We start from the raw sequence: 18,943 nt of genomic DNA, 5'->3' as shown, positions 1-18,943 counted from the left end.
AGCACCATGACTAAGAACACGTTCGGATTTGATAACAAAGTATCGCGGCGTTCAATGCTGAAACTGACGGGGGCGGCGCTGGTTGCTCCCATGATCTGGGTCAAGAATTCCGAAGCGGCCCAGCAGCAAGTGATTATCCGCTCTCCGGGTGGCGCCTACGATGAAATTCGCAAGAAATTGATTTTTGAACCCTTCAGGGAAAAAACCGGGATCCGGGTTGTGCCGGTGGCCATGACCAGCGCCAAAATGGAAGCCATGATCCGGTCGGGCAATGTGGAGGTCGATATTATCGATAACGACGATAGCGTGATCTTGCAGTGGGAGAATGAACTGGCGCCGCTTGCCTACGACAAGTTCAAGTTTACCGATCCGGCCGATATTCTCCCCCAGTATAAACATGACAGTTACGTGGGAAATTTTGTCTATGCATCGGTCATGGGGTACAACACCGGCAAATACAATAAAAATACTGTGCCGTCGAATTGGGCGGATTTCTGGGACTATAAAAAAATACCCGGGACACGCGCCCTGGCGGATATGGATACCGGCGGCCCCGATATCGAATTCGCGCTGATCGCCGACGGTGTCCCGATCGACAAGCTGTATCCGCTGGATTTACCCCGTGCATTCAAGTCCTTGTCCAGGATCAAGCCGGGCATCTCCAAGTTCTGGACTTCGGGCGCCTTGTCGGTGCAAATGCTGTCCACGGGCGACGCCGATGTCAGTTCCGTCTGGAGCACTCGCATTCTCAAAGGCATTGAGAATGGAGCGCCGCTGGCTATCAACTGGAATCAGCATGCGGTTCATTTGCAGGCCTATGCGGTCTTCAAGAAGGCAAAAAACCCTGAGAACGCCCAAAAACTGGTCGATTTCTGCTTGAGCAAAGATGTCCAAAGCAAATTCAGTTCGCTGTGGAACAGCGGTCCTGTTACCAAAACAGCGTATGAAGCCTTGACCCCGGAACTGCGTGAGAAAATTCCCGGCGGGGAGCGTACCCAGCAGCATGGCTTCTTGCTGGATGCGGGGTGGTGGGCAAAGAATCGAACGGAAGTAGGCAAGGAGTGGGCAAAATGGGCACTGAATTCGTAAGCCAGAAGGGAAGCCTTGGCTTTCGCAATATTACAAAGAAGTATGGCGACTTGACGGTCGTCGACAAGATCAATCTGGACATCAAGCCAGGGGAATTTTTTTCCTTGCTCGGCCCTAGCGGGTCGGGCAAGACCACGACCCTGATGATGCTGGCCGGGTTTGCAGCGCCCGATTCCGGCCAGATTTTTCTTGACGATACGGATATCAGCCGGCTAAGCCCGCAGCAGCGGAATTTGGGCATGGTGTTTCAGAACTATGCCCTGTTCCCTCACATGAGCGTGCTGGATAACGTCATGTTTCCTCTCAAGGTCCGCAAGTATTCAAGCAAGGATTGCCTGGAGCGCGCGCAATGGGCGATAGATCTTGTGCGCCTGTCCAACTACTCGAAGCGTCTGCCGAAAGAGCTTTCCGGTGGACAGCAACAGCGCGTCGCGCTGGCGCGCGCCGTGGTGTTCCATCCGGAGGTCGTTTTGATGGACGAACCCCTGGGGGCTCTGGACAAGAATTTGCGCTATCAAATGCAAATGGAGATCAAGGAGTTGCAGCGCAAGCTCAATATGACTGTGGTATTCGTCACGCACGACCAGGAAGAGGCGATGAATATGTCGGACCGCATCGCTATCATGAACAATGGCAGAATCGAACAGCTGGGCGGCCCGAAAGAGGTGTATGAGTCCCCCTGCAATGTGTTTGCCGCGGGATTTCTAGGCGAGGCGAACATACTGCCCTGCGGCGACCTGGACCCCCGGTATAGCCAGCATATGAATATGCGCCGGGGCGATTGCCTGTTCATCCGTCCCGAGCGGGTCGTGCTGTCGAACTCCGCCGCCGACGGCGACATGGGCGGGAAGCTGTTGACGGGACAAATACTGAGCATTTCCTTTCTGGGAAACATTATCCGCTATCAGGTCAAGATCAACGAGACGGTAAAGGTGTATGCCGACTCGACCAATCTGTCCGATATAAAAGAGTTCTCCGTCGGTGATCGCGTCGTTGTGGGGTGGAGCCGCCCGGAAGATATCAGGATTATTCATCATGACTGACAGGGTCTTGCCTAGGCGAAACGAATCGGTGTTTCTCAGGAATGAAAATCTGATCTATCCAGTTCTGGCGTTTCTGCTGATTTTTTTCGTCTGTCCGATTGTCTGGTTTTTCATCAAGTCCGCCCTGGATTATGACGGCAGCTTTGCTCTCAAGCTTTACCAGACATTCACGTCTCCGTTGTTCATCGCGGTGACCTGGAAGACCGTCTGGATATCGCTGCTGGTAACCATATTGGCTTTGCTGGCCGCGTATCCGATTGCGTATTCGTTGACCAGGGCCGGCCCATTGTCGTTTACGCTCATCATTATTTGCGTAATTGTGCCGTATTTCACGTCCATTATCGTCAGAACCTATTCGTGGATGATTATCCTCGGTACGCACGGGGTGATAAACCGGCTGCTGATTTCCGTAGGGATAATCGACAAACCCATAACCCTCATATACAACATGGTGGGGGTTGTAATCGGCATGACGTACGTGCTGCTTCCCTATTTCGTATTGACCTTGTATTCCGCCATGAAAAGCATAGATCCCTGGCTGATACAGGCCGGCCGCAGCATGGGCGCCTCGAATTCTTACGTTTTCCGCAAAGTCTTCCTGCCCTTGAGCGTGCCCGGGATTATCTCCGGATTCCTGATTGTCTATATCCTGGCCATCGGTTTCTTCATTACTCCGGCCCTGATGGGAGGGCCCAACAATGTAATGATGGCCATGCTGATCCAGCGGAATATCGAAATAACCATGGACTGGGCCCTGGCGTCGGCATTGTCCTTGTTTCTATTGTTTATTACCTTAATTATTTACGCTTTTTATTGTAAATATACCGATCTCGACAAAATGCTGGGTCAATGATTATGGGCAGCGCAAAATGAACAAGCGGATCAAGTTTGTAAATATCCTGTCTGCAATCCTGTGTTTGATACTGATTGCTCCGATTTTGATCGTGGTGATTGTTTCATTCGGGAAAAGCAGCTACATGATTTTCCCGCCGTCGAGCTTTTCGACGAAATGGTATCTGGATTTCTTCAGCAGCCCGGACTGGATGGGTTCTTTGGTCACCAGCTTGATAATAGGCCTGGTTTCCAGCCTGATCGCCACCACCTTGGGCTTTCTCGGGGCCTATTCGCTGGTAAGAGGCACATATCGAAATAAAAAACTGCTTATTTCCTTTTGTTTGCTGCCATTGATTATCCCAAGCATTATCACGGCCGTGGCACTTTATTTTGCCTCGGTTCCGCTGGACCTGGTGGGGTCCAAGCTCTGGATCGCCATTTGCCATGCGGCCTTGTCCATTCCAGTGGTTTTGCTGATTTTGATCAGTTCCCTGCAAGGCGTGGACCAATCCATAGAGCGCGCCGCATATGGCCTGGGCGCCAGCAAGTTCTATACATTCACTCGGATCGTCATCCCGCTGGCGGCGCCCGGGATTCTATCGGCGGCCTTTTTCAGCTTCCTGACATCTTTTGACGAGCTGATCATTTCCTTATTCCTGTCGGGAGTATCGAGTCAAACGCTGCCGGTCAGGATCTGGAACAGCCTGTTGATGGATATGGAACCCGTCATTGCCGCCATTAGTTCATTCCTGATTCTTTTGACCATTGTCTTGCTGCTTCTGGAGCTGGCGGCGAGAAGACTTCGGACGTAAGCCGTATTTTCAACGCCTGAAAGGCCTGCCGGGAACGCAGAAGGGCATAACCCTATCCAATGTGTGTGCTCTCCGTGGAAGCATGTAGCGTTTCGGCGCGGCAGTTTCCGCGGTCTTCCATTGGAATAAGGAACTGATATGAACTCTCCGGTCGATATTGCGATCGTTATGCCTGATATTCAAAGCTCGTTTGATGGGCGGCATATGGCCATACAGCGCGTAGGTATCCGCGGTGCCCGTTACCCTGCGCTGGTGGCAACGGCCGACGGCTCGGCCCAGCCTACGGTGGCCAGCTGGACCATGACGGTGGCGCTGCCGGCGGACCAGAAGGGCACGCACATGTCCCGGTTCATGGACCTGTTGGAACGGCATCGTTCCGAAGCCATGACGCCGGCCAGTTTTCGCGGCATGGCGCAGGAAATGCTCGTGCTGCTGAACGCCGAGGGCGGGGAAATCACGGCGGAGTTCCCCTATTTTGTCCATAAATCGGCCCCGGTTTCCGGGGTCGGCAGCCTGCTTGACTATCATGTGCAGTGGACGGCGCGCGTCGCCGGCGATCATGTCGACTTCGAATTGACGCTGCAGATCCCCGTTACCAGCCTGTGCCCCTGCTCGAAAGCGATTTCCAAATACGGCGCCCATAACCAGCGTTCCCATGTCACCGTTTTTACGGTCTTGAAGCACGATCTGGATATGGATGAGGTCATTCGCCTGGTCGAGGCGGAGGGATCCTGCGAATTATGGGGGCTGCTCAAGCGTCCCGATGAAAAATACGTGACCGAATACGCCTATAACAACCCCAAGTTTGTGGAAGACCTGGTGCGCGACGTGGCCGCCCGCCTGGAGGATCACCCGGGAATAGCACGCTACCGCGTCGAAGCTGAAAACTTCGAATCCATACACAATCATTCGGCCTACGCGGTAATAGAAGGCTGAACGCCGGCCGTGTCTTCCTATTGCTGCAGCTTCGCGATGATCTCGTATTCTTCGCGAAGCTTGACGGGGATGCTCAGAAATACCGGCAGCAGGCGAGCATAGGTACCGGCATTTTCGTGCGAGGGCGAGTGATGGAAGCTGGTGCCTGTCATCTTCGTCACGGCATCCAGCGAATCGATGTGCCCCAGTGCGTAAAGCCCGAGCACGGCGGCCCCAAGGCACGAGCTTTCATAGCTTTCGGGGACATGAACGTCGCGATTGAAAACATCGGCCATCATTTGCCGCCATAGCTCGGAGCGTGCGAATCCGCCGCTTGCGTGTACTTTCCTGCTGGCGCCGCTCAGCTCCTCGAGTATCTGCAGAACGCTGTAAAGATTGTAGATAACGCCTTCCATGACGGCTCGGACCATGTGTTCCTTGCTATGGTGCAGAGCCAGCCCGAAGAAAGAACCGCGCGCATTGGCGTTCCACAGCGGGGCCCGTTCCCCGGTCATATAGGGGTGGAAAATAAGGCCTTCGCTGCCAGCCTTGATGCGTGCGGCGCTCTGGGTCAGGGCGTCGTAGGGATCGATGCCGGCTTGCCGGGCCGCGGCCGATTCCGCCTGGGCGAATTCGTCGCGCAGCCAGCGCAGAACGATTCCGCCGTTATTGACCGCGCCGCCGATGATCCAGTGTTTTTCAGTGAGCGCATAGCAAAAGATGCGCCCCTGGGGGTCGGTTTGCGGCTGGTCGACGACGGTGCGGACGGCGCCGCTGGTGCCTATGGTGGCGGCGACCACTCCCGGGGCAATGGCCCCCACTCCCAGATTCGACAGGGCGCCGTCGCTGGCGCCGATCACAAACGGTGTGTCGGGCGGCAGGCTGGCCGCATGGGCCATGGCGGGGTCGAGTCCGCGAAGTATGTGGGTAGTGGGTACCGGAGTCGACAGGCGGTCTGCCTTGATGCCGGCTACCTTCAATGCTTCCGAGTCCCAGGCGAGTTGGCGCAGGTTGAAAAGGCCTGTGGCCGAAGCCACCGAGTAATCGACGAGATACGTGCCGAAGAAACGGTGAAAGACATATTCCTTGATTGAAATGAAGCGGGCGGCTGTGGCGAAAAGCTGCGGCTCGGTTTCACGCAGCCAGAATAGCTTTGCCAGGGGCGCCATGGGATGTATCGGTGTGCCGGTGCGCAGATAGATGGCGTGGCCATTCAGTTCGCGCTTGATCCGTTCCGCCCAGGGGGCGCTGCGGTTGTCGGCCCAGGTTATGCACTGGGTCAGCGGCTGCCCGTCGCCGTCCACGGCGATGAGGCTATGCATGGCGCAGCTGAACGAGACGCAGGCAAGATGCCGTGCGTCGATACGGCTCGATTCGATGGCCGTTTTCATGGCGGCAATAACCGCGTGGAAAATCTGTTCGGGGTCTTGTTCCGCAGCCTGCGGTTGCGGGGCCAGCAAGGGGTATTCAACACTGTGCCGGGCGACGATCCGCCCATTGCCGTCGAATAGCACGGCCTTGGTGGCGGTCGTGCCGATGTCTACTCCCAAAGCGTAGCAAGCGGCGTGGTTCATGATTGTTTCCTGCGATGACCAGGTATTCTATAGTATTGAATCGAACCATCCGTGTGAGTTGCGTTTTGTTTTTTTCCCGGGCAGAATCTCTACATCCACGTTACTGACGCTTAAAGATGGTGCACCATCATGGAGCGTGGGTCGCCAGCAGTCGCCGCGCGTCTGGGCAATTCCCGAAATATGTTTTTGGAGGATTGCCCCATGCCTGAATTTTCACATCTGCTCGCCTTCGGCCTTATCTCGTTGGGAATGGTTTTAACGCCAGGCCCCAATATGGTTTATCTGCTTTCCCGCTCCATCTGCCAGGGTCGCGCCGCCGGCCTGATTTCGCTCGCCGGGGTTGCGCTGGGTTTTATCTTTTACATGCTTTGCGCTGTCCTGGGCATTACTGCACTGCTGCTTACTGTGCCGTATGCCTACGACATGTTGCGTTTTGGCGGCGCGGCTTATCTTTTGTACATTGCGTGGCAGGCCGTGAAACCGGGCGGCAGCTCGCCATTTCAGGTCAGGGAATTGGCCCGGGACAGCACGCGCAAATTGTTCATGATGGGTTTCATCACTAATTTGCTGAATCCGAAAATCGCCATTCTGTATATGTCTTTGCTGCCTCAGTTTATCGACGCCGGCCATGGCAGCGTGCTGAGTCAGTCCGTGGTGCTGGGTGCAACTCAAATTGCGATCAGCCTTAGCGTGAATGCGCTGATCGTCGTCATGGCCGGTTCGATCGCGGGTTTTCTGCTTCGTCGCCCGACGTGGCTGGTGATACAGCGCTACCTGATGGGGACGGTATTGGCGGGGCTGGCGGTTCGGATTGCTCTTGAGTCGCGGCGCTAGTGTATGTTTGGTTTTCTCTGTTAAGACGCCGCAGGGTGGGCGGTGCTGTGTAGTCCGGCACGTCCAGCGGTCGTGGTGCTACGCACCCCGACTGCCCGGGTCTGCCTCGTCCAGGCGGGCGTCGGGCCAACTCGCGTCGCCCCGCGCTGCGGGGCGCCACTCAGACAGCGCCCGCCGAAGGCCCCCGCCTTCCCTTCGTCAGCACCCGGCGCTGGACTACCGCCGGACTACACAGCACCGCCCACCCTGCGGCTTGCGTTGAGGAAATGCATCGAGAGCAGCGTTAGGGTCATACACCGAGAGAAACGTTGAGGTCATGCATCGAGGTATACCTTGGGCCGGCAAATTCATTCCAGGCATGCCATCACGTGAGCCGTCTATCGGGGCTTGGGGTCAGGACCGGCGTAAGGCGTGCGCCGGATGCTACCGTAGGGAAGGCGGGGGCTTTCGGCGGGCCATGTTTGAGCGTAGCCGCGCCAGCGGCGTAGCGAGTTTGGCCCGACGCCCGCCTGGACGAGGTAGATCCGGATCAAGCACGCCGTGCCGGTCCTGACCCCAAGCCCCGATAGACGGCGTCTTCAAATACCAAAACGTAAATACCAAAGCTACCAAAACATCAAACTCCATAAACAACGCAAACCAAAAATGCCCCAGGCGGCATTTTTCGAGGCTCGCCCGCGCTCATGCATCTATCCATCATGGCGGAGCAACCCGGGGCAATAGATCGCGCAGCTTGTCGAGCGCCGCATTGATCTTCTCCAGTCCCATGCCCCCATAACCGAACAACAGCCCTTGTTGTGGAGGCTGGCGTATATAAAATGCCGCGATTCCATACAGCCCTATGGATTCTCCCCGGGCTGCCTCGACAAGAGCCTTTTCCGTCAGCGGCTGCTTGAGCCGGGCAACCATATGGATGCCCGCGGACGGCGCGATAGGCTCGAACCAGGGGGCGAGCTCGCCGCCCAGGCGGGCAAGCAGGGTTTGCCGCCGGGCCGAGTAATACTTATGCATGCGGCGCAGATGCTTGGCGAAATCCCCATCCAGCATGAAGTGTGCGAGCGCGGTCTGGGTCAGGGTCGAGCCATGCCAGTCGCAGAGCTGCTTGGCCCGGTTCAGCGCCGCCAGCAGCGAAGCCGGCGGCACCACGTAACCCACCCGCAGTTCCGGGAAAATGGTTTTCGAAAAAGAGCCCACATAGGCCACCAGGCCTGTGCGATCCAGGCTTTTCAGGGGATCCATGGGCCGGCCTTCAAAACGGTACTCGCCATCGTAATCGTCTTCGATAATGACCGCGCCTCGCTGTTGGGCCCATTCCAACAGCTGGCTGCGCCGCTCCAGGCTCATGGAAGTCCCCAGTGGAAACTGGTGCGATGGCGTGACGTAGATTAATCGGGCTTGCCGAGGCAGTTTGCCAACGATAATGCCTTGCTCGTCCACAGGAACCGGCACCACCTTTGCGCCCAGTGCGGTAAAGCAAGCGCGCGCCGGCGGATACCCCGGGTCTTCGACCGCAACGAGATCGCCAGGCTGGAGGACGGCGCGCGCCAGCAAGTCCAAGGCCTGCTGCGCGCCCTGGGTCACCAGGATTTCCTGCCAGGCGCAGGTGATCGCACGGTTAAAGGCCAGGTAGCGCGAAATGGCCAGGCGCAATTCCTGTTCGCCGGCGGTGTCTCGATACGCTCCGCGTCCGTGCGCCTGGGCGCGCACAGCGCGGCTTATGCAGCGCCGCCAGGCATCAAACGGAAACAGGGTCTTGTCGGTGACGCCGCCCAGGAAATCGAGCGGTAGTGTGTCGGCGGGCCTGGGCAGCGACAAGGCGGCGGGAATCTGGCTCCAGATGGGTGCGGGCCTGGCTTGCGCCGCCCGCTGCGGCAATGGCGGGGAAGCCAGCCTGGCGACATCGGTGGAAACAAAAGTGCCGTCTCCCGGGCGGGACTGCAGGTATCCTTCGGAGCCCAGCCTCTCGTATGCCTCGAGGGTGGTCTTGCGCGATACCCCCAATCGGGCGGCCAGATCGCGGGTCGAGGGCAGGCGGTCGCCCGCAGCCAGGCGCCCGTCCATGATCCCCGCCCGCAACTGGCTGTAGATTTGCCGGGCGAGCCCCTGTTGGCCCTGGATGCGGATATGTATGTCCATGACTGGTTACCTGAAAATACCAAATAATGGCTATTTTATCGAACCAATGGCAGACCTACACTGACTTCATCGCCCTATTTTCGGGCTATCAATGAACCAGGAGTCGAAAATGGAAACACGTCTTGATTATCGCAAAGCCAATCCGGGCGCATATAAGGCCATGGTGGGGCTTGAACAGCAGATTGCCAAAAGCAGCCTGGAAAAACCACTGACGGAACTGGTGCGTTTGCGTGCGTCGCAAATCAATGGCTGCGCGTTCTGCGTCGATATGCACGCCACCGATGCGCGCAAGGGCGGCGAAACAGAACGGCGTCTTGCCGCGGTGGCCGTGTGGCACGAAGCCCCATTTTTTACCGATCGCGAACGTGCCGCGCTCGAATGGACCGAATCTTTGACGCTGCTTCCCCAAAACCATGCTCCCGATGCCGTCTGGGCCGCTGTGGAAGCGCATTTTACGCCGGCGGAAATCGTCGACCTGACTTTGTTGATTGTGTCCATCAACGGCTGGAACCGGTTCGGTGTCGGATTCCGGCTCATGCCGGAATAAGCGCGAAAAAACGCTTAACCTTTTGCGTAAATTCACTTACCATGAGCTGAATTGATAAAAAATGCAGCCTTTAGGTTTGGCAGAAATGTAATTCTATAAAAAAGCGGTCCCTGATCAAAAGGGGTGGCATGGATTACGAGGGGCAGTTTCGCGGAACTTACCTGGCCGATCGGCGGTGCGCATGAGCGCCACCGATCGGATAGTGCCGTTCCTGGCCGACGACGGGATGCCCTGCAACCTGGTTCACGTGCTTGGCAAGCGTACGCCTGACAAAGGGCCGGTAATGCTGGTGCACGGCGCCGGGGTGAGGGCCAATATTTTCCGGCCTCCCGTTCAAGTCAGTTTTGTCGATTACCTGTTGCAGCACGGGTACGATGTGTGGCTCGAGAACTGGCGCGCCAGCATCGACTTGCCCAAGAACCCATGGACGCTCGACCAGGCTGCGCTCTACGATCATCCGGCTGCCGTACGCAAAGTCCTTGAAGAGTCCGGCGCGGCAACCATGAAGGCCGTCATTCATTGCCAGGGCTCGACCAGCTTCATCATGTCGGCGATTGCGGGACTGGTACCCCAGGTGACGACCATCGTATCCAATGCGGTGTCCCTGCATCCCAGGGTTTCCTGGATTTCCCATCAAAAAGGGCGTTACGCGGTGCCGCTGGTCGGCAAGGTAACGGATTACCTGAATCCCCAGTGGGGCGACAAGCCCGAGGGGCTGGTTCCCCTGGTGCTGCAGGGCCTGGTCAAACTGACTCACCACGAATGCCGCAACAATGTTTGCCGATTTTCCAGCTTCACATATGGCACGGGCTTTCCCGTGTTGTGGCGGCATGAAAACCTGGATGACGCCATTCACGACTGGATCCGCGGCGAGTTCGCCAATGTGCCTATGTCGTTTTTCCGGCAGATGACACGCTGCCTGAGTGCGGGCCACCTGCTGGCTCAGGACGATCTCCCCGGATTGCCGGCCGATTTCGCCGCCGCTGCGCCCAAAACAACGGCACGCGTGGCTTTTGTTGCGGGACAACTCAATCGCTGCTTTGAATGGCAAAGCCAGCAGGCCAGCTTCGACTGGTTCGATCATCATCGTCCCGATTATCACTCCTTGCGCGTGTTGGGGGGCTACGGCCACCTCGATGTGTTTATTGGCAAGAATGCAGCAAGCGATACCTTTCCTGTCCTGCTCGATGAGCTGGACAGGCCGGTTTCCTGACCTGGAGTTACGCATATGGCCATTCCCGCACGGCAAAAACGACTCGCTGGCCGATATGCGCAGATAGACGGCATCCCTTTTCACATGCCTGTGAATTCGGAGCAGACCCCGGCCCTGATGGCTGCTTTTTCCATCGACCTGGATGCGGCGCGCGCCCTGATTCCCGGCAACGAGGTGCATCCGTTTCAGTTGTGGCGCCGCGGCTTGCTGTTGGTGACGGTAGTCGATTACAGGATTACCGACATAGGCCGGTATATTGAATATTCGGTTGCCATTGCCTGTACGCATGGAGCGCGCCCCGCGCCGCGTCTGCTGCCGGGCTTGCTCGTCAAGGCCTTCGGCACCGGCCAGTATGTGTGGGACCTGCCGGTTTCCACCGAAATCTCGGTCAAGGGCGGCAGGGGTATCTGGGGCATGCCCAAGCATCAGGCCAATCTGGATTTTGTCGTCGGCCGGGACTGGATCAGCAGCCAGTACGATCTGGATGGCCACATGATGATGCGGGTGGACGTGAAGAAGCCTTCTTCCGCCTGGCTGCCCGTCAGCATGGGGGCAGCCAACTACTGCACGTTTCGCGGCATGCTGATGAAGTCCTACATCTATTTCAGCGGCAAGCTGGGTTTTTCCCTGTTCAAGAAAGGTTCGGCCAGATTGCTGATTGGCGATCATCCACGCATGGCGCCTCTCAAGACCCTCGATATCGATGCCGACCCCATTTTCGCGGGCTATTTCCCGTCCACGGCCGGTGTCCTCGACGATTACTTCGAATGCTGGTTTCAGACCAAGGCCGATCCGATCGTGGATCCGGGAGCAGGTCTCGAAACCACTTATCCGCTGGGGCTGTCGCAGGAATGGCTGCCTCCGCCGAATCGCGCCGCAAACTGGGAGGAAGCCCCATGAAAGGGAAACTGCTTGTTGCCATCTACGCACTGCTCTTCTTGTGCGCGTCGATGTATCTGGGCACCGGCGGTTCCTTGGTGCTGTTTTCCTTTCCGCTGGCCGCGCAACTGACACCCGATAACTACTATCTCCAGTTTGTGCCGCAGGTGCAGGCGGCAACCGCCTTTTTCACAACCATGACCAAGATCATGCTGGCCTGCGGCGCGATCATGCTTGTGTTCGAGTGGCGTCACGCCACACGCTGGGTGCCGATTGTCGTACTGGCCTGCCTGACCGTTTCCACCGTGCTGACGCTTTATTGGATTTTCCCTTTGAACCAGGAAATGGCCAGTCATATCCAGGATGCCGGCCGGCTGCAGCATGTGCTGGCGGAATGGATGCGGCTGAATCGGATTCGCGTCGGCCTGTGGTGCGTTCAATGGGCCGCGCTGATGTGGTATTTCGCTCGGGGAGCCTACTGGCTGCGCTATCCCGCTTTGGGACGTTAATGCCATGAATACCCTGATTCTCGAGCGTCGCGCCACAGCGGTAATCGCGGGCATCACGGTCTTGACCGGTGCATCGCAAATGGCTTTGCCCGCTGCCCTGTTGCCTTTATTGCATGTCGACCCGACGCCTGCCGCCTGCCAATTGTTTGCCACGGTCGGGATGTTCATGGTGTTGTTCGGTTGCGCTGTGCTGCATGCCCAAAAAAGGCCTGAAGCCTTGCCGGTGGTCTTGCTGTGGGCCGCTTTGCAAAAATTCGGCGCGTCCATCCTGGTGGCATGGGGCGTAGGCCATGGCGTATTTGCGGCCTTGGCTTTATTGGTGGCGACATTCGATTTTGCCAGCGGGCTGCTGTTCATCGATTTGCGGCGACGCGGAGGATAGGCATGCCGACTCTGTCGCGCTGGTTTTTCTGGGGCTACACGCTGATGTTGCTGGGTGTCGGTGTCAGTGGCGTATTTATTGCGTCGTGGGAATTGCGAGTGGTTTTTTCAGTACCAATGGACCATATGAATGATGCGGCGCGAGCCACGTTGTTGAACCAATACCGATTCTTGAAATCGCTGGAGCTGGGGTTCGGGATTTTCTGTATTGCGTACAGGCGGCGGATATTTCTTCGTTCGCTTGCGCACAAAGTGTTTCTGGCCGGCGTGTTTGCCGGCGTGGCCGCACGCATGGGAGGCTGGCTGGCCGACGGCCGGCCCAGTCCGGTATTCATAGCCTTTGCCGTGCTTGAACTCGCCACCGGCCTGCTTGTCTGGCACACGGTTCGCGGCACTGTGGGAGTCGTGAAATGAACGCTGAACATACCCCTCCAATCGCAGGCGGAGCACCGCAGGCCGCCCGGGCCCTGGTGTTGGCGGGAGGCGGCATGCGTGTGGCTTATCAGGCGGGCGTGGTCAAGGCCTTGTTCGACGAAGGCATTCGTTTTACTTTTGCCGATGGCTCTTCGGGGGGCACGATCAACCTTGCCGCATTGATGTCGGGGATTGCCCCGGACGATCTATGCGCCCGGTGGCGCGATCTGTCGGTGAAGAAATTTGCCTCGTTGCGTCCGGCTTCCGAATACCTGCACGCCGCCCGCATGCCGGCACTGGGTGACGCCGATGGCATGGTGCAGTATGTGTACCCGAAGCTGGGTGTCGACATCGGCAACATCAATGCGGCGATCGGTATCGAGGCGGCGTTCAATGTGTGCCGTTTCGATGACAAGACAGTGGTTCCCATTCCTCACACCCAACTGGATATGCAAAGGCTGGTTGCCGCCGCATCGCTGCCGATTTTCATGCCGGCGGTGCAGGCGGACGGCAGCACGTGGACCGACGCCGTATGGATCAAGGACGCCAATCTATTGTCTTGCGTAGAGCGCGGCGCGCGTGAGTTGTGGGTAGTCTGGTGCATAGGCAACACGCGCGTTTTCCAGGACGGGGTTTTCAATCAGTACGTGCACATGATCGAGATGAGTGCGGTGGGGGCGCTGAACTGGGAGCTTGCCACGATTGCCGCGATGAATGCACGCATTGCTTCCGGCGAAACGGTGCAGGGGCATAGCGAGCCTATTGTGGTTTATGTGATCAGGCCGGAGCTGCCCTTGCCGCTCGATCCGGACTTCTATCTGGGAAGAATCGATGCCGCGACCCTGATCGACATGGGTTATCGCGATGCTCGGCGTGTGTTGCTTTCACGGCAGCCGGCGCCGCTGGACAGTCGCGCCACCGCGACGCAAGAGCCCGGCATCGGCGTTACGTTCCGCGAGAAGATGTCGGGCGGGTTCGCGCTTGGCGTCAGCGACCCGCAGGCCGCGGCGGCCGCTGGCACGACCTTGACTATGAATGCAAGCATCCATATCAACGATATTGCCACTTTTGTTGCTGACCCGCAGCACAAGGCCGACCTTACCGGCCATATCGATTTCGAACCGTTCGGCCTGTCGATTCCCGCGGAATCCGGAATGTTCGGCCTGTTTACGCCCAGTGGCGATCCCGTCCTGACCTACATGGTTTATGAGCTGGGGTTTCGGCATGCGGGCAAGTCTTATTACCTCGAGGGGAAAAAGCATGTGCGGCTCGGCGGGCCTTGGCGCCTCTGGACTGAAACCACTACCTTGTTTTGCCTGCTGCATGAAGGGGTCAATACGGCGGGCCGCGTAGTCGGCGCAGGCACGCTGCGGCTGGGGATGGCCGATTTGTTCAGGTTGCTTGGGACGTTTCACGCCACCAATGCTCCGACCGAGGGGCGGTCCATTAAAGCGTCGTGGCGGTTCTTCAGATTTTTTACAGCTGAGCTGATGCGCACGTATATACTGCGCCGGCCGCATTGAATGGCCAAGCGCATGGCTACGGATACTCCCGCACCGAAAAGCCGCATCGAGCTCTATACGCACGAGCCCATGACCAATTGGCTGTCGCCCAGCCAACTGCTGCAGACCGGAGTGCGTGCCGCCATAGCGACCACCCTGGGCTCCTACGCCGATGCGCGCGACCTGCAGGCTGTTCTGAATGTCGAGGCCCTCAAGCAGCCACTGCAAATTGCCGAACGGGATATCACCTGGATCGATTACGTGGCCGACACCGGCGATGGATGGGATTCGACCTATAGCGTTGCCTGGTCTATCAGTCGTGAGCAACTGAATGTAGCCGACGGTGCGTTTGTGCTGCCACGCGCCAATTTACTGATTCTGGGCGGCGACCAGGTTTACCCCACGCCGGCGGAAGACGGCTATCGAACTCGTTTTATCGATCCGTACCGTGGCGCATTCCCATCCGATATTCCGCCGCGCGACGAAGAAGACGCTCCGCAAATAGTGGCCATTCCCGGAAATCACGATTGGTATGACGGTCTGCGCGGTTTTACAAGCCTGTTTTGCGCCCGGCAGGCCATCGGGCGCTGGAAAACCGTGCAACGCACCAGCTACTTTGCCGCCAGGCTGCCGCACGGCTGGTGGTTGTGGGGCCTGGATTTGCAGCTGGAATCGCTGATGGATGCGCCGCAGCTCAACTATTTCAAATGCATAGCCGCACCGCTGCTGCAGGCAGGAGATCGCGTCATCATATGCGCTCCTGAGCCGAGCTGGATCGACGAAAGCGAGCGGCTGGCATTTCAGCGAAGTCCCGCTGGCGGCGCGGGAAACGCGGCGGCAGCCAGGCCTTCTTCGCGGGAAAGCACAAGCTGGCTGCGATCGATAGAAACACAGACTCCGCGGTTCCTGAGCCTGCGCAAGATCGAAGGCCTGGTCGAAGCATGCGAAGGTGTATGCCTGGCCGCTGTCCTGACGGGTGACCAGCATCATTATGCGCGTTATGAGCCCGATGAGGCCGGCACGCTGCCGCAACGCGTTACCTGCGGCGGCGGAGGCGCCTATTTGCTGGGTACGCATCATTTGCCCGAACAGCTGTGCTTCAAGTCCGAAGCAGGAAATGAAGAGCGCTATAAGCTGAGTACCGCGTTTCCCGATGCGGCATGGTCGCGCCGTTTGCGAAATGCCGCCTGCCTGCTGCCCATCAGGAATTCGCTGTTTTGCCTTCAGTTGGCGGCCCTTTACCTGCTTTATCTGTGGGTTATACAAAGCGCCAGCAAGGTTCCAAACTCTTTCCTGGGTGGAAAGACCCTGATGGCGTATCTGGCCCAGGCGCCCGTCACCTTACATGGGTTTTTTGACACACTGTTGCCGGCGGTGGCGCATGTCATGGCGCATAGCCCGGCCAGTATGATCTTTACGCTGTTCATTGTGGTCGGGCCGGGGCTGTTCACAATGTCCAGCACCGACACGGATCGTCGCCGCGCCTGTATCGGCGGGATGTTGCACGGCATGCTGCATTTGATGCTGGCCTTCCTGTTGTTATGGTTGATGGGTTATTTCAATCTCGGCTGGGTAGCACGATCTCTGGGCATGCCCGTCGAGGTATTCCTGGATGACTGGCGCCATGTGCTGCTGTTCATTGTTGAAACAAGCGTGTTCGGCGGCGTGATTGGCGGCTTTCTGTTCGGCGGCTGGATGGTTCTTGCCGATGCCTGGTTCGGTTGGCATAGCGACGAGGTATTTTCATCGCAGGGCATTGCCGATGGCAAGAGCTTCCTGCGTATGCGGATCGATGCGGACGGCCTGACGATTTATCCGATCAAGATCGAACGGGTATGCAAGAACTGGAAGACTGGTATCGGAGTCCAGTCTCTGATGCGGGCGGGCAACACCTGGCGCCTGCGGGCATTTCCCGGCTCCGGGGCGCGATTCGTGCCGGCCGACCCCATCAAGGTCGAGCTGATCGAGACCCCGATTCATATTTCGTCTAAACCCAAGGCCCCCACATGAGCACATACGATTTTGATGCAATCGTTGTCGGCAGCGGATTTGGCGGCGCTGTGTCGGCCTGCCGGTTGGCCGAGCAGGGGCAGAAAGTGCTGGTTCTGGAGCGCGGCAGGCATTGGACTCCCGAGACATATCCCCGCGAGGCCGATGATGCCTGGATTTGGGACCAGGCCAGGCCTCACAAGCAAAATGGCTGGGTAGACTTGCGCACTTTTGCCGATATGTGGGTGGCGGCGGGTGCCGGTGTCGGAGGCGGTTCGCTCATCTACGCCAATGTTTCGGTTGAAGCAAAACCCGAGATGTTTCGCCATGGCTGGCCGCCGGAAATTACGCATGAGGTGCTGAAACCCTATTACGATAGGGTAGGCGCCATGCTCGATGTGCAGGAATTGCCCGAAGCGCAATGGAGTGAACATACCCGTCTGATGCAGGAAAGTGCGCAGAAATGCGGATGGGGCGATCGCTTTCATACGGTGCCACTCGCGGTCAGCTTCGACCGCGAGTGGCGCTACGATCTGGCCGATGCGCATGCCGATCATCACTCCAGGAAATTTATCAATGCCCAGGGGAAATTACAAGGAACCTGCGTGCACTGCGGCAACTGCGATATCGGGTGCCAGGTATCGGCCAAGAACACGCTCGACTTGAACTACCTGGCTCTGGCTGAATCGAAAGGCGCGGAGATATGGCCCCTGCATCTGGTTTGCTCACTGGAGCCTGAAGGCACAGGATGGCGCATACATGCCGACTGCATCAAGAGCGGACAACGCAGGCGGCGAATCATAACGGCGCAACGTGTCATACTGGCCGCAGGCTCTATCGGCTCCACGGAATTGCTGCTGCGGTGCCGCGACCAACACCGCAGCCTGCCGGCATTGTCTTCGCGCCTGGGCCACGGCTGGGCATTCAATGGCGATTTCGTGACGCCCGCGTTTTACAAATCGCGTGCCGTATCGCCCTCCCGCGGAGTGACGATTTCCAGCGCCATCGACTTGCTGGATCGATCTGTCGATGGACAGGCCCTGTTTATTGAAGATGGCGGCATACCCAATTTACTGGGCGCGTTCATCAAGCGCCGTGTCAGGCATGCGGGATGGGGAAAGCTGCGGCGTTCATGGAAGGAACTGGGCGCTTTGCTTGATGCGGAGGATCCGTTTGCCAACATGATGCTCTGGTTTGGCCAGGGGGTCGATGCATCCGACGGGCAAATGTATCTGGGTCGTCCCTGGTACGCTCCCTGGCAACGTTCCCTGAAAATGCACTGGCATTATGAACGTTCGGAGGCCATGGTCGAGGCGATGGCCGCGGTGCACACTCGCTTATCCCACGCAACCGGCGGCGAGCCATGGGTGCCGCCTACCTGGACTTATCTGCGCAATTTGATTACGCCCCATCCGCTGGGCGGCTGCAATATGGGCTTGACGGCGGCGGAAGGCGTGGTGGATGCGCGGGGCCGCGTATTCGGGTATGAAAACCTGTATGTGATGGATGGCTCGACCATACCGCGAGCGATAGGGCTGAATCCGTCGCGAACGATAGCGGCGCTGGCTGAATTGAATTGCGAGAGGTTGGGGCGGGATGGCTAGGTTCCAGCGCAAAGATTGTATTGTGCGTAGGGCGGATGACGTCGAGTCAGTGTGCCGCCCCGCCGTGGCTCGGCCGAAATTATTTTGTGTCAAGAACGGGCTGCTGGGTCCCCCAGGGCATGAGGGGGACGGTCGAGACGCTGTTGAACGGAGAACCGTCGATGATTTTCTCGCTGACGACCAGGTACACCAGTGTGTTGTTGGCTTTGTCCACAAGCCGGGATACATTCAGTCCCTTGAACAGGAAGCTCATCCGGTGCGTGAAGACGCCTTCCTCGATTGCTGGAATTTTCTTCTTGCTGATTATGGGCCCCGTCTGACGGCAGGCCAGCGAAAAGCGCGAAGGGTTCTCGGCAAAGCCGAGCGCCCCCGAAATTCCACCAGTTTGCGCATACGACACATGGCACACCACGCCGTCGATATCCGGATCTTTGAATGATTGCACGCAGACCTTGTCGTTATTGACGACGCGCCAGGTGGTGCTGACGCAACCGACTTTCTCCGCGTGGGCGGTATGGCCGAACAGGCTGGCGGTTGCCAGGGCAATAAAGACGAGTAGCTGTTTCATGATAGATACACCATTGAGGCTGCTGAGGAGGCGTAAAGATTCTAGCCGATCCGTCCAGCTGGATGATTTCATGAGGCCATAAGATTATTTTCAGGCCAGC

Annotated in this window: 18 protein-coding genes and 1 riboswitch; of the genes, 15 read left to right on the top strand and 3 right to left on the bottom strand. The window is 57.8% G+C overall.

Annotated elements, in window-relative coordinates:
• The first annotated feature begins 6 nt into the window (after positions 1–6).
• The 5 genes from LSG25_RS13030 (at position 7) to folE2 (ending at position 4,714) form a co-directional block, all read left to right on the top strand.
• On the top strand, positions 7–1,089 hold the full coding sequence (locus tag LSG25_RS13030; protein ID WP_232741355.1) for an ABC transporter substrate-binding protein: 1,083 nt from the start codon (positions 7–9) through the stop codon (positions 1,087–1,089).
• Positions 1,071–2,132: an ABC transporter ATP-binding protein gene (locus tag LSG25_RS13025; RefSeq protein WP_232741354.1), complete on the top strand. Its 1,062-nt coding sequence runs from the start codon at positions 1,071–1,073 to the stop codon at positions 2,130–2,132. The genes LSG25_RS13030 and LSG25_RS13025 overlap by 19 nt, the downstream gene beginning before the upstream one ends.
• Entirely contained in the window at positions 2,125–2,985 is an 861-nt protein-coding gene (locus tag LSG25_RS13020) for an ABC transporter permease (RefSeq protein WP_232741353.1), read from the top strand. Before LSG25_RS13025 ends, LSG25_RS13020 begins: the two co-directional genes overlap by 8 nt.
• A 16-nt stretch (positions 2,986–3,001) precedes the next feature.
• The gene (locus tag LSG25_RS13015) at positions 3,002–3,778 is read left to right on the top strand and encodes an ABC transporter permease (RefSeq protein WP_232741352.1); all 777 of its coding nucleotides are present in this window, start codon (positions 3,002–3,004) and stop codon (positions 3,776–3,778) included.
• Between the two features lie 138 nt (positions 3,779–3,916).
• Complete coding sequence (gene folE2 / locus LSG25_RS13010) at positions 3,917–4,714, top strand: GTP cyclohydrolase FolE2 (RefSeq protein WP_232741351.1); 798 nt, start codon at positions 3,917–3,919, stop codon at positions 4,712–4,714.
• Positions 4,715–4,731: 17 nt separating this feature from the next.
• Here the strand turns inward: folE2 and gntK are convergent, their stop codons facing one another.
• Positions 4,732–6,267 carry a gluconokinase gene (gene gntK, locus LSG25_RS13005; RefSeq protein ID WP_232741350.1) on the bottom strand — a complete coding sequence of 512 codons (1,536 nt, stop codon included), beginning with the start codon at positions 6,265–6,267 and terminating at the stop codon, positions 4,732–4,734.
• An 89-nt stretch (positions 6,268–6,356) separates the two neighbouring features.
• Positions 6,357–6,442: riboswitch (ZMP/ZTP riboswitch) on the top strand.
• A gap of 26 nt (positions 6,443–6,468) precedes the next feature.
• On the opposite strand from gntK, the gene LSG25_RS13000 reads away from it, so the two are divergent.
• Positions 6,469–7,101 carry a LysE family translocator gene (locus LSG25_RS13000; RefSeq protein ID WP_232741349.1) on the top strand — a complete coding sequence of 211 codons (633 nt, stop codon included), beginning with the start codon at positions 6,469–6,471 and terminating at the stop codon, positions 7,099–7,101.
• A 696-nt stretch (positions 7,102–7,797) separates the two neighbouring features.
• On the opposite strand, the gene LSG25_RS12995 is transcribed toward LSG25_RS13000, so the two are convergent.
• Positions 7,798–9,237 (bottom strand): PLP-dependent aminotransferase family protein, encoded by a 1,440-nt coding sequence (locus LSG25_RS12995; RefSeq protein WP_232741348.1) that lies wholly within the window; start codon positions 9,235–9,237, stop codon positions 7,798–7,800.
• A 109-nt stretch (positions 9,238–9,346) separates the two neighbouring features.
• Between LSG25_RS12995 and LSG25_RS12990 the strand changes: the two genes are divergently transcribed.
• The 9 genes from LSG25_RS12990 (at position 9,347) to LSG25_RS12950 (ending at position 18,275) form a co-directional block, all read left to right on the top strand.
• Positions 9,347–9,784 carry a carboxymuconolactone decarboxylase family protein gene (locus LSG25_RS12990; RefSeq protein ID WP_232741347.1) on the top strand — a complete coding sequence of 146 codons (438 nt, stop codon included), beginning with the start codon at positions 9,347–9,349 and terminating at the stop codon, positions 9,782–9,784.
• A gap of 181 nt (positions 9,785–9,965) precedes the next feature.
• Positions 9,966–10,997, top strand: coding sequence for an esterase (locus LSG25_RS12985; protein WP_232741346.1), 1,032 nt, complete (start codon positions 9,966–9,968; stop codon positions 10,995–10,997).
• Positions 10,998–11,012: 15 nt separating this feature from the next.
• A complete protein-coding gene (locus LSG25_RS12980) occupies positions 11,013–11,897 on the top strand; it encodes an acetoacetate decarboxylase family protein (protein ID WP_232741345.1) in 885 nt (294 codons plus the stop codon).
• Positions 11,894–12,385, top strand: coding sequence for a DUF1772 domain-containing protein (locus LSG25_RS12975; RefSeq protein ID WP_232741344.1), 492 nt, complete (start codon positions 11,894–11,896; stop codon positions 12,383–12,385). The genes LSG25_RS12980 and LSG25_RS12975 overlap by 4 nt, the downstream gene beginning before the upstream one ends.
• A 4-nt stretch (positions 12,386–12,389) precedes the next feature.
• On the top strand, positions 12,390–12,767 hold the full coding sequence (locus LSG25_RS12970) for a hypothetical protein (protein ID WP_232741343.1): 378 nt from the start codon (positions 12,390–12,392) through the stop codon (positions 12,765–12,767).
• A 2-nt stretch (positions 12,768–12,769) separates the two neighbouring features.
• Positions 12,770–13,180: a DUF4345 family protein gene (locus tag LSG25_RS12965; RefSeq protein WP_232741342.1), complete on the top strand. Its 411-nt coding sequence runs from the start codon at positions 12,770–12,772 to the stop codon at positions 13,178–13,180.
• Positions 13,177–14,703 carry a patatin-like phospholipase family protein gene (locus LSG25_RS12960; RefSeq protein ID WP_232741341.1) on the top strand — a complete coding sequence of 509 codons (1,527 nt, stop codon included), beginning with the start codon at positions 13,177–13,179 and terminating at the stop codon, positions 14,701–14,703. The genes LSG25_RS12965 and LSG25_RS12960 overlap by 4 nt, the downstream gene beginning before the upstream one ends.
• Before the next feature lie 12 nt (positions 14,704–14,715).
• A complete protein-coding gene (locus tag LSG25_RS12955) occupies positions 14,716–16,692 on the top strand; it encodes a preprotein translocase subunit YajC (RefSeq protein ID WP_232741340.1) in 1,977 nt (658 codons plus the stop codon).
• The gene (locus tag LSG25_RS12950; RefSeq protein WP_232741339.1) at positions 16,689–18,275 is read left to right on the top strand and encodes an FAD-dependent oxidoreductase; all 1,587 of its coding nucleotides are present in this window, start codon (positions 16,689–16,691) and stop codon (positions 18,273–18,275) included. Before LSG25_RS12955 ends, LSG25_RS12950 begins: the two co-directional genes overlap by 4 nt.
• 79 nt (positions 18,276–18,354) lie before the next feature.
• Here LSG25_RS12950 and LSG25_RS12945 read toward each other — a convergent pair whose 3' ends face one another.
• Positions 18,355–18,843, bottom strand: a complete 489-nt coding sequence (locus LSG25_RS12945) for a CreA family protein (protein WP_232741338.1) — start codon at positions 18,841–18,843, stop codon at positions 18,355–18,357.
• Between the last annotated feature and the right edge of the window lie 100 nt (positions 18,844–18,943).

This window comes from Paralcaligenes sp. KSB-10, assembly GCF_021266465.1.
Classification (GTDB): Bacteria; Pseudomonadota; Gammaproteobacteria; order Burkholderiales; family Burkholderiaceae_B.
The sequence above is the reverse complement of the archived record's forward strand: the minus strand, read 5'-3'. Positions and strand labels throughout refer to the sequence as shown.

Coding starts and splice junctions, on each gene's coding strand:
- LSG25_RS13030 (WP_232741355.1), top strand. CDS start 7: ATGACTAAGAACACGTTCGGATTTGATAACAAAGTATCGCGGCGTTCA.
- LSG25_RS13025 (WP_232741354.1), top strand. CDS start 1,071: ATGGGCACTGAATTCGTAAGCCAGAAGGGAAGCCTTGGCTTTCGCAAT.
- LSG25_RS13020 (WP_232741353.1), top strand. CDS start 2,125: ATGACTGACAGGGTCTTGCCTAGGCGAAACGAATCGGTGTTTCTCAGG.
- LSG25_RS13015 (WP_232741352.1), top strand. CDS start 3,002: ATGAACAAGCGGATCAAGTTTGTAAATATCCTGTCTGCAATCCTGTGT.
- folE2 (WP_232741351.1), top strand. CDS start 3,917: ATGAACTCTCCGGTCGATATTGCGATCGTTATGCCTGATATTCAAAGC.
- gntK (WP_232741350.1), bottom strand. CDS start 6,267: ATGAACCACGCCGCTTGCTACGCTTTGGGAGTAGACATCGGCACGACC.
- LSG25_RS13000 (WP_232741349.1), top strand. CDS start 6,469: ATGCCTGAATTTTCACATCTGCTCGCCTTCGGCCTTATCTCGTTGGGA.
- LSG25_RS12995 (WP_232741348.1), bottom strand. CDS start 9,237: ATGGACATACATATCCGCATCCAGGGCCAACAGGGGCTCGCCCGGCAA.
- LSG25_RS12990 (WP_232741347.1), top strand. CDS start 9,347: ATGGAAACACGTCTTGATTATCGCAAAGCCAATCCGGGCGCATATAAG.
- LSG25_RS12985 (WP_232741346.1), top strand. CDS start 9,966: ATGAGCGCCACCGATCGGATAGTGCCGTTCCTGGCCGACGACGGGATG.
- LSG25_RS12980 (WP_232741345.1), top strand. CDS start 11,013: ATGGCCATTCCCGCACGGCAAAAACGACTCGCTGGCCGATATGCGCAG.
- LSG25_RS12975 (WP_232741344.1), top strand. CDS start 11,894: ATGAAAGGGAAACTGCTTGTTGCCATCTACGCACTGCTCTTCTTGTGC.
- LSG25_RS12970 (WP_232741343.1), top strand. CDS start 12,390: ATGAATACCCTGATTCTCGAGCGTCGCGCCACAGCGGTAATCGCGGGC.
- LSG25_RS12965 (WP_232741342.1), top strand. CDS start 12,770: ATGCCGACTCTGTCGCGCTGGTTTTTCTGGGGCTACACGCTGATGTTG.
- LSG25_RS12960 (WP_232741341.1), top strand. CDS start 13,177: ATGAACGCTGAACATACCCCTCCAATCGCAGGCGGAGCACCGCAGGCC.
- LSG25_RS12955 (WP_232741340.1), top strand. CDS start 14,716: ATGGCTACGGATACTCCCGCACCGAAAAGCCGCATCGAGCTCTATACG.
- LSG25_RS12950 (WP_232741339.1), top strand. CDS start 16,689: ATGAGCACATACGATTTTGATGCAATCGTTGTCGGCAGCGGATTTGGC.
- LSG25_RS12945 (WP_232741338.1), bottom strand. CDS start 18,843: ATGAAACAGCTACTCGTCTTTATTGCCCTGGCAACCGCCAGCCTGTTC.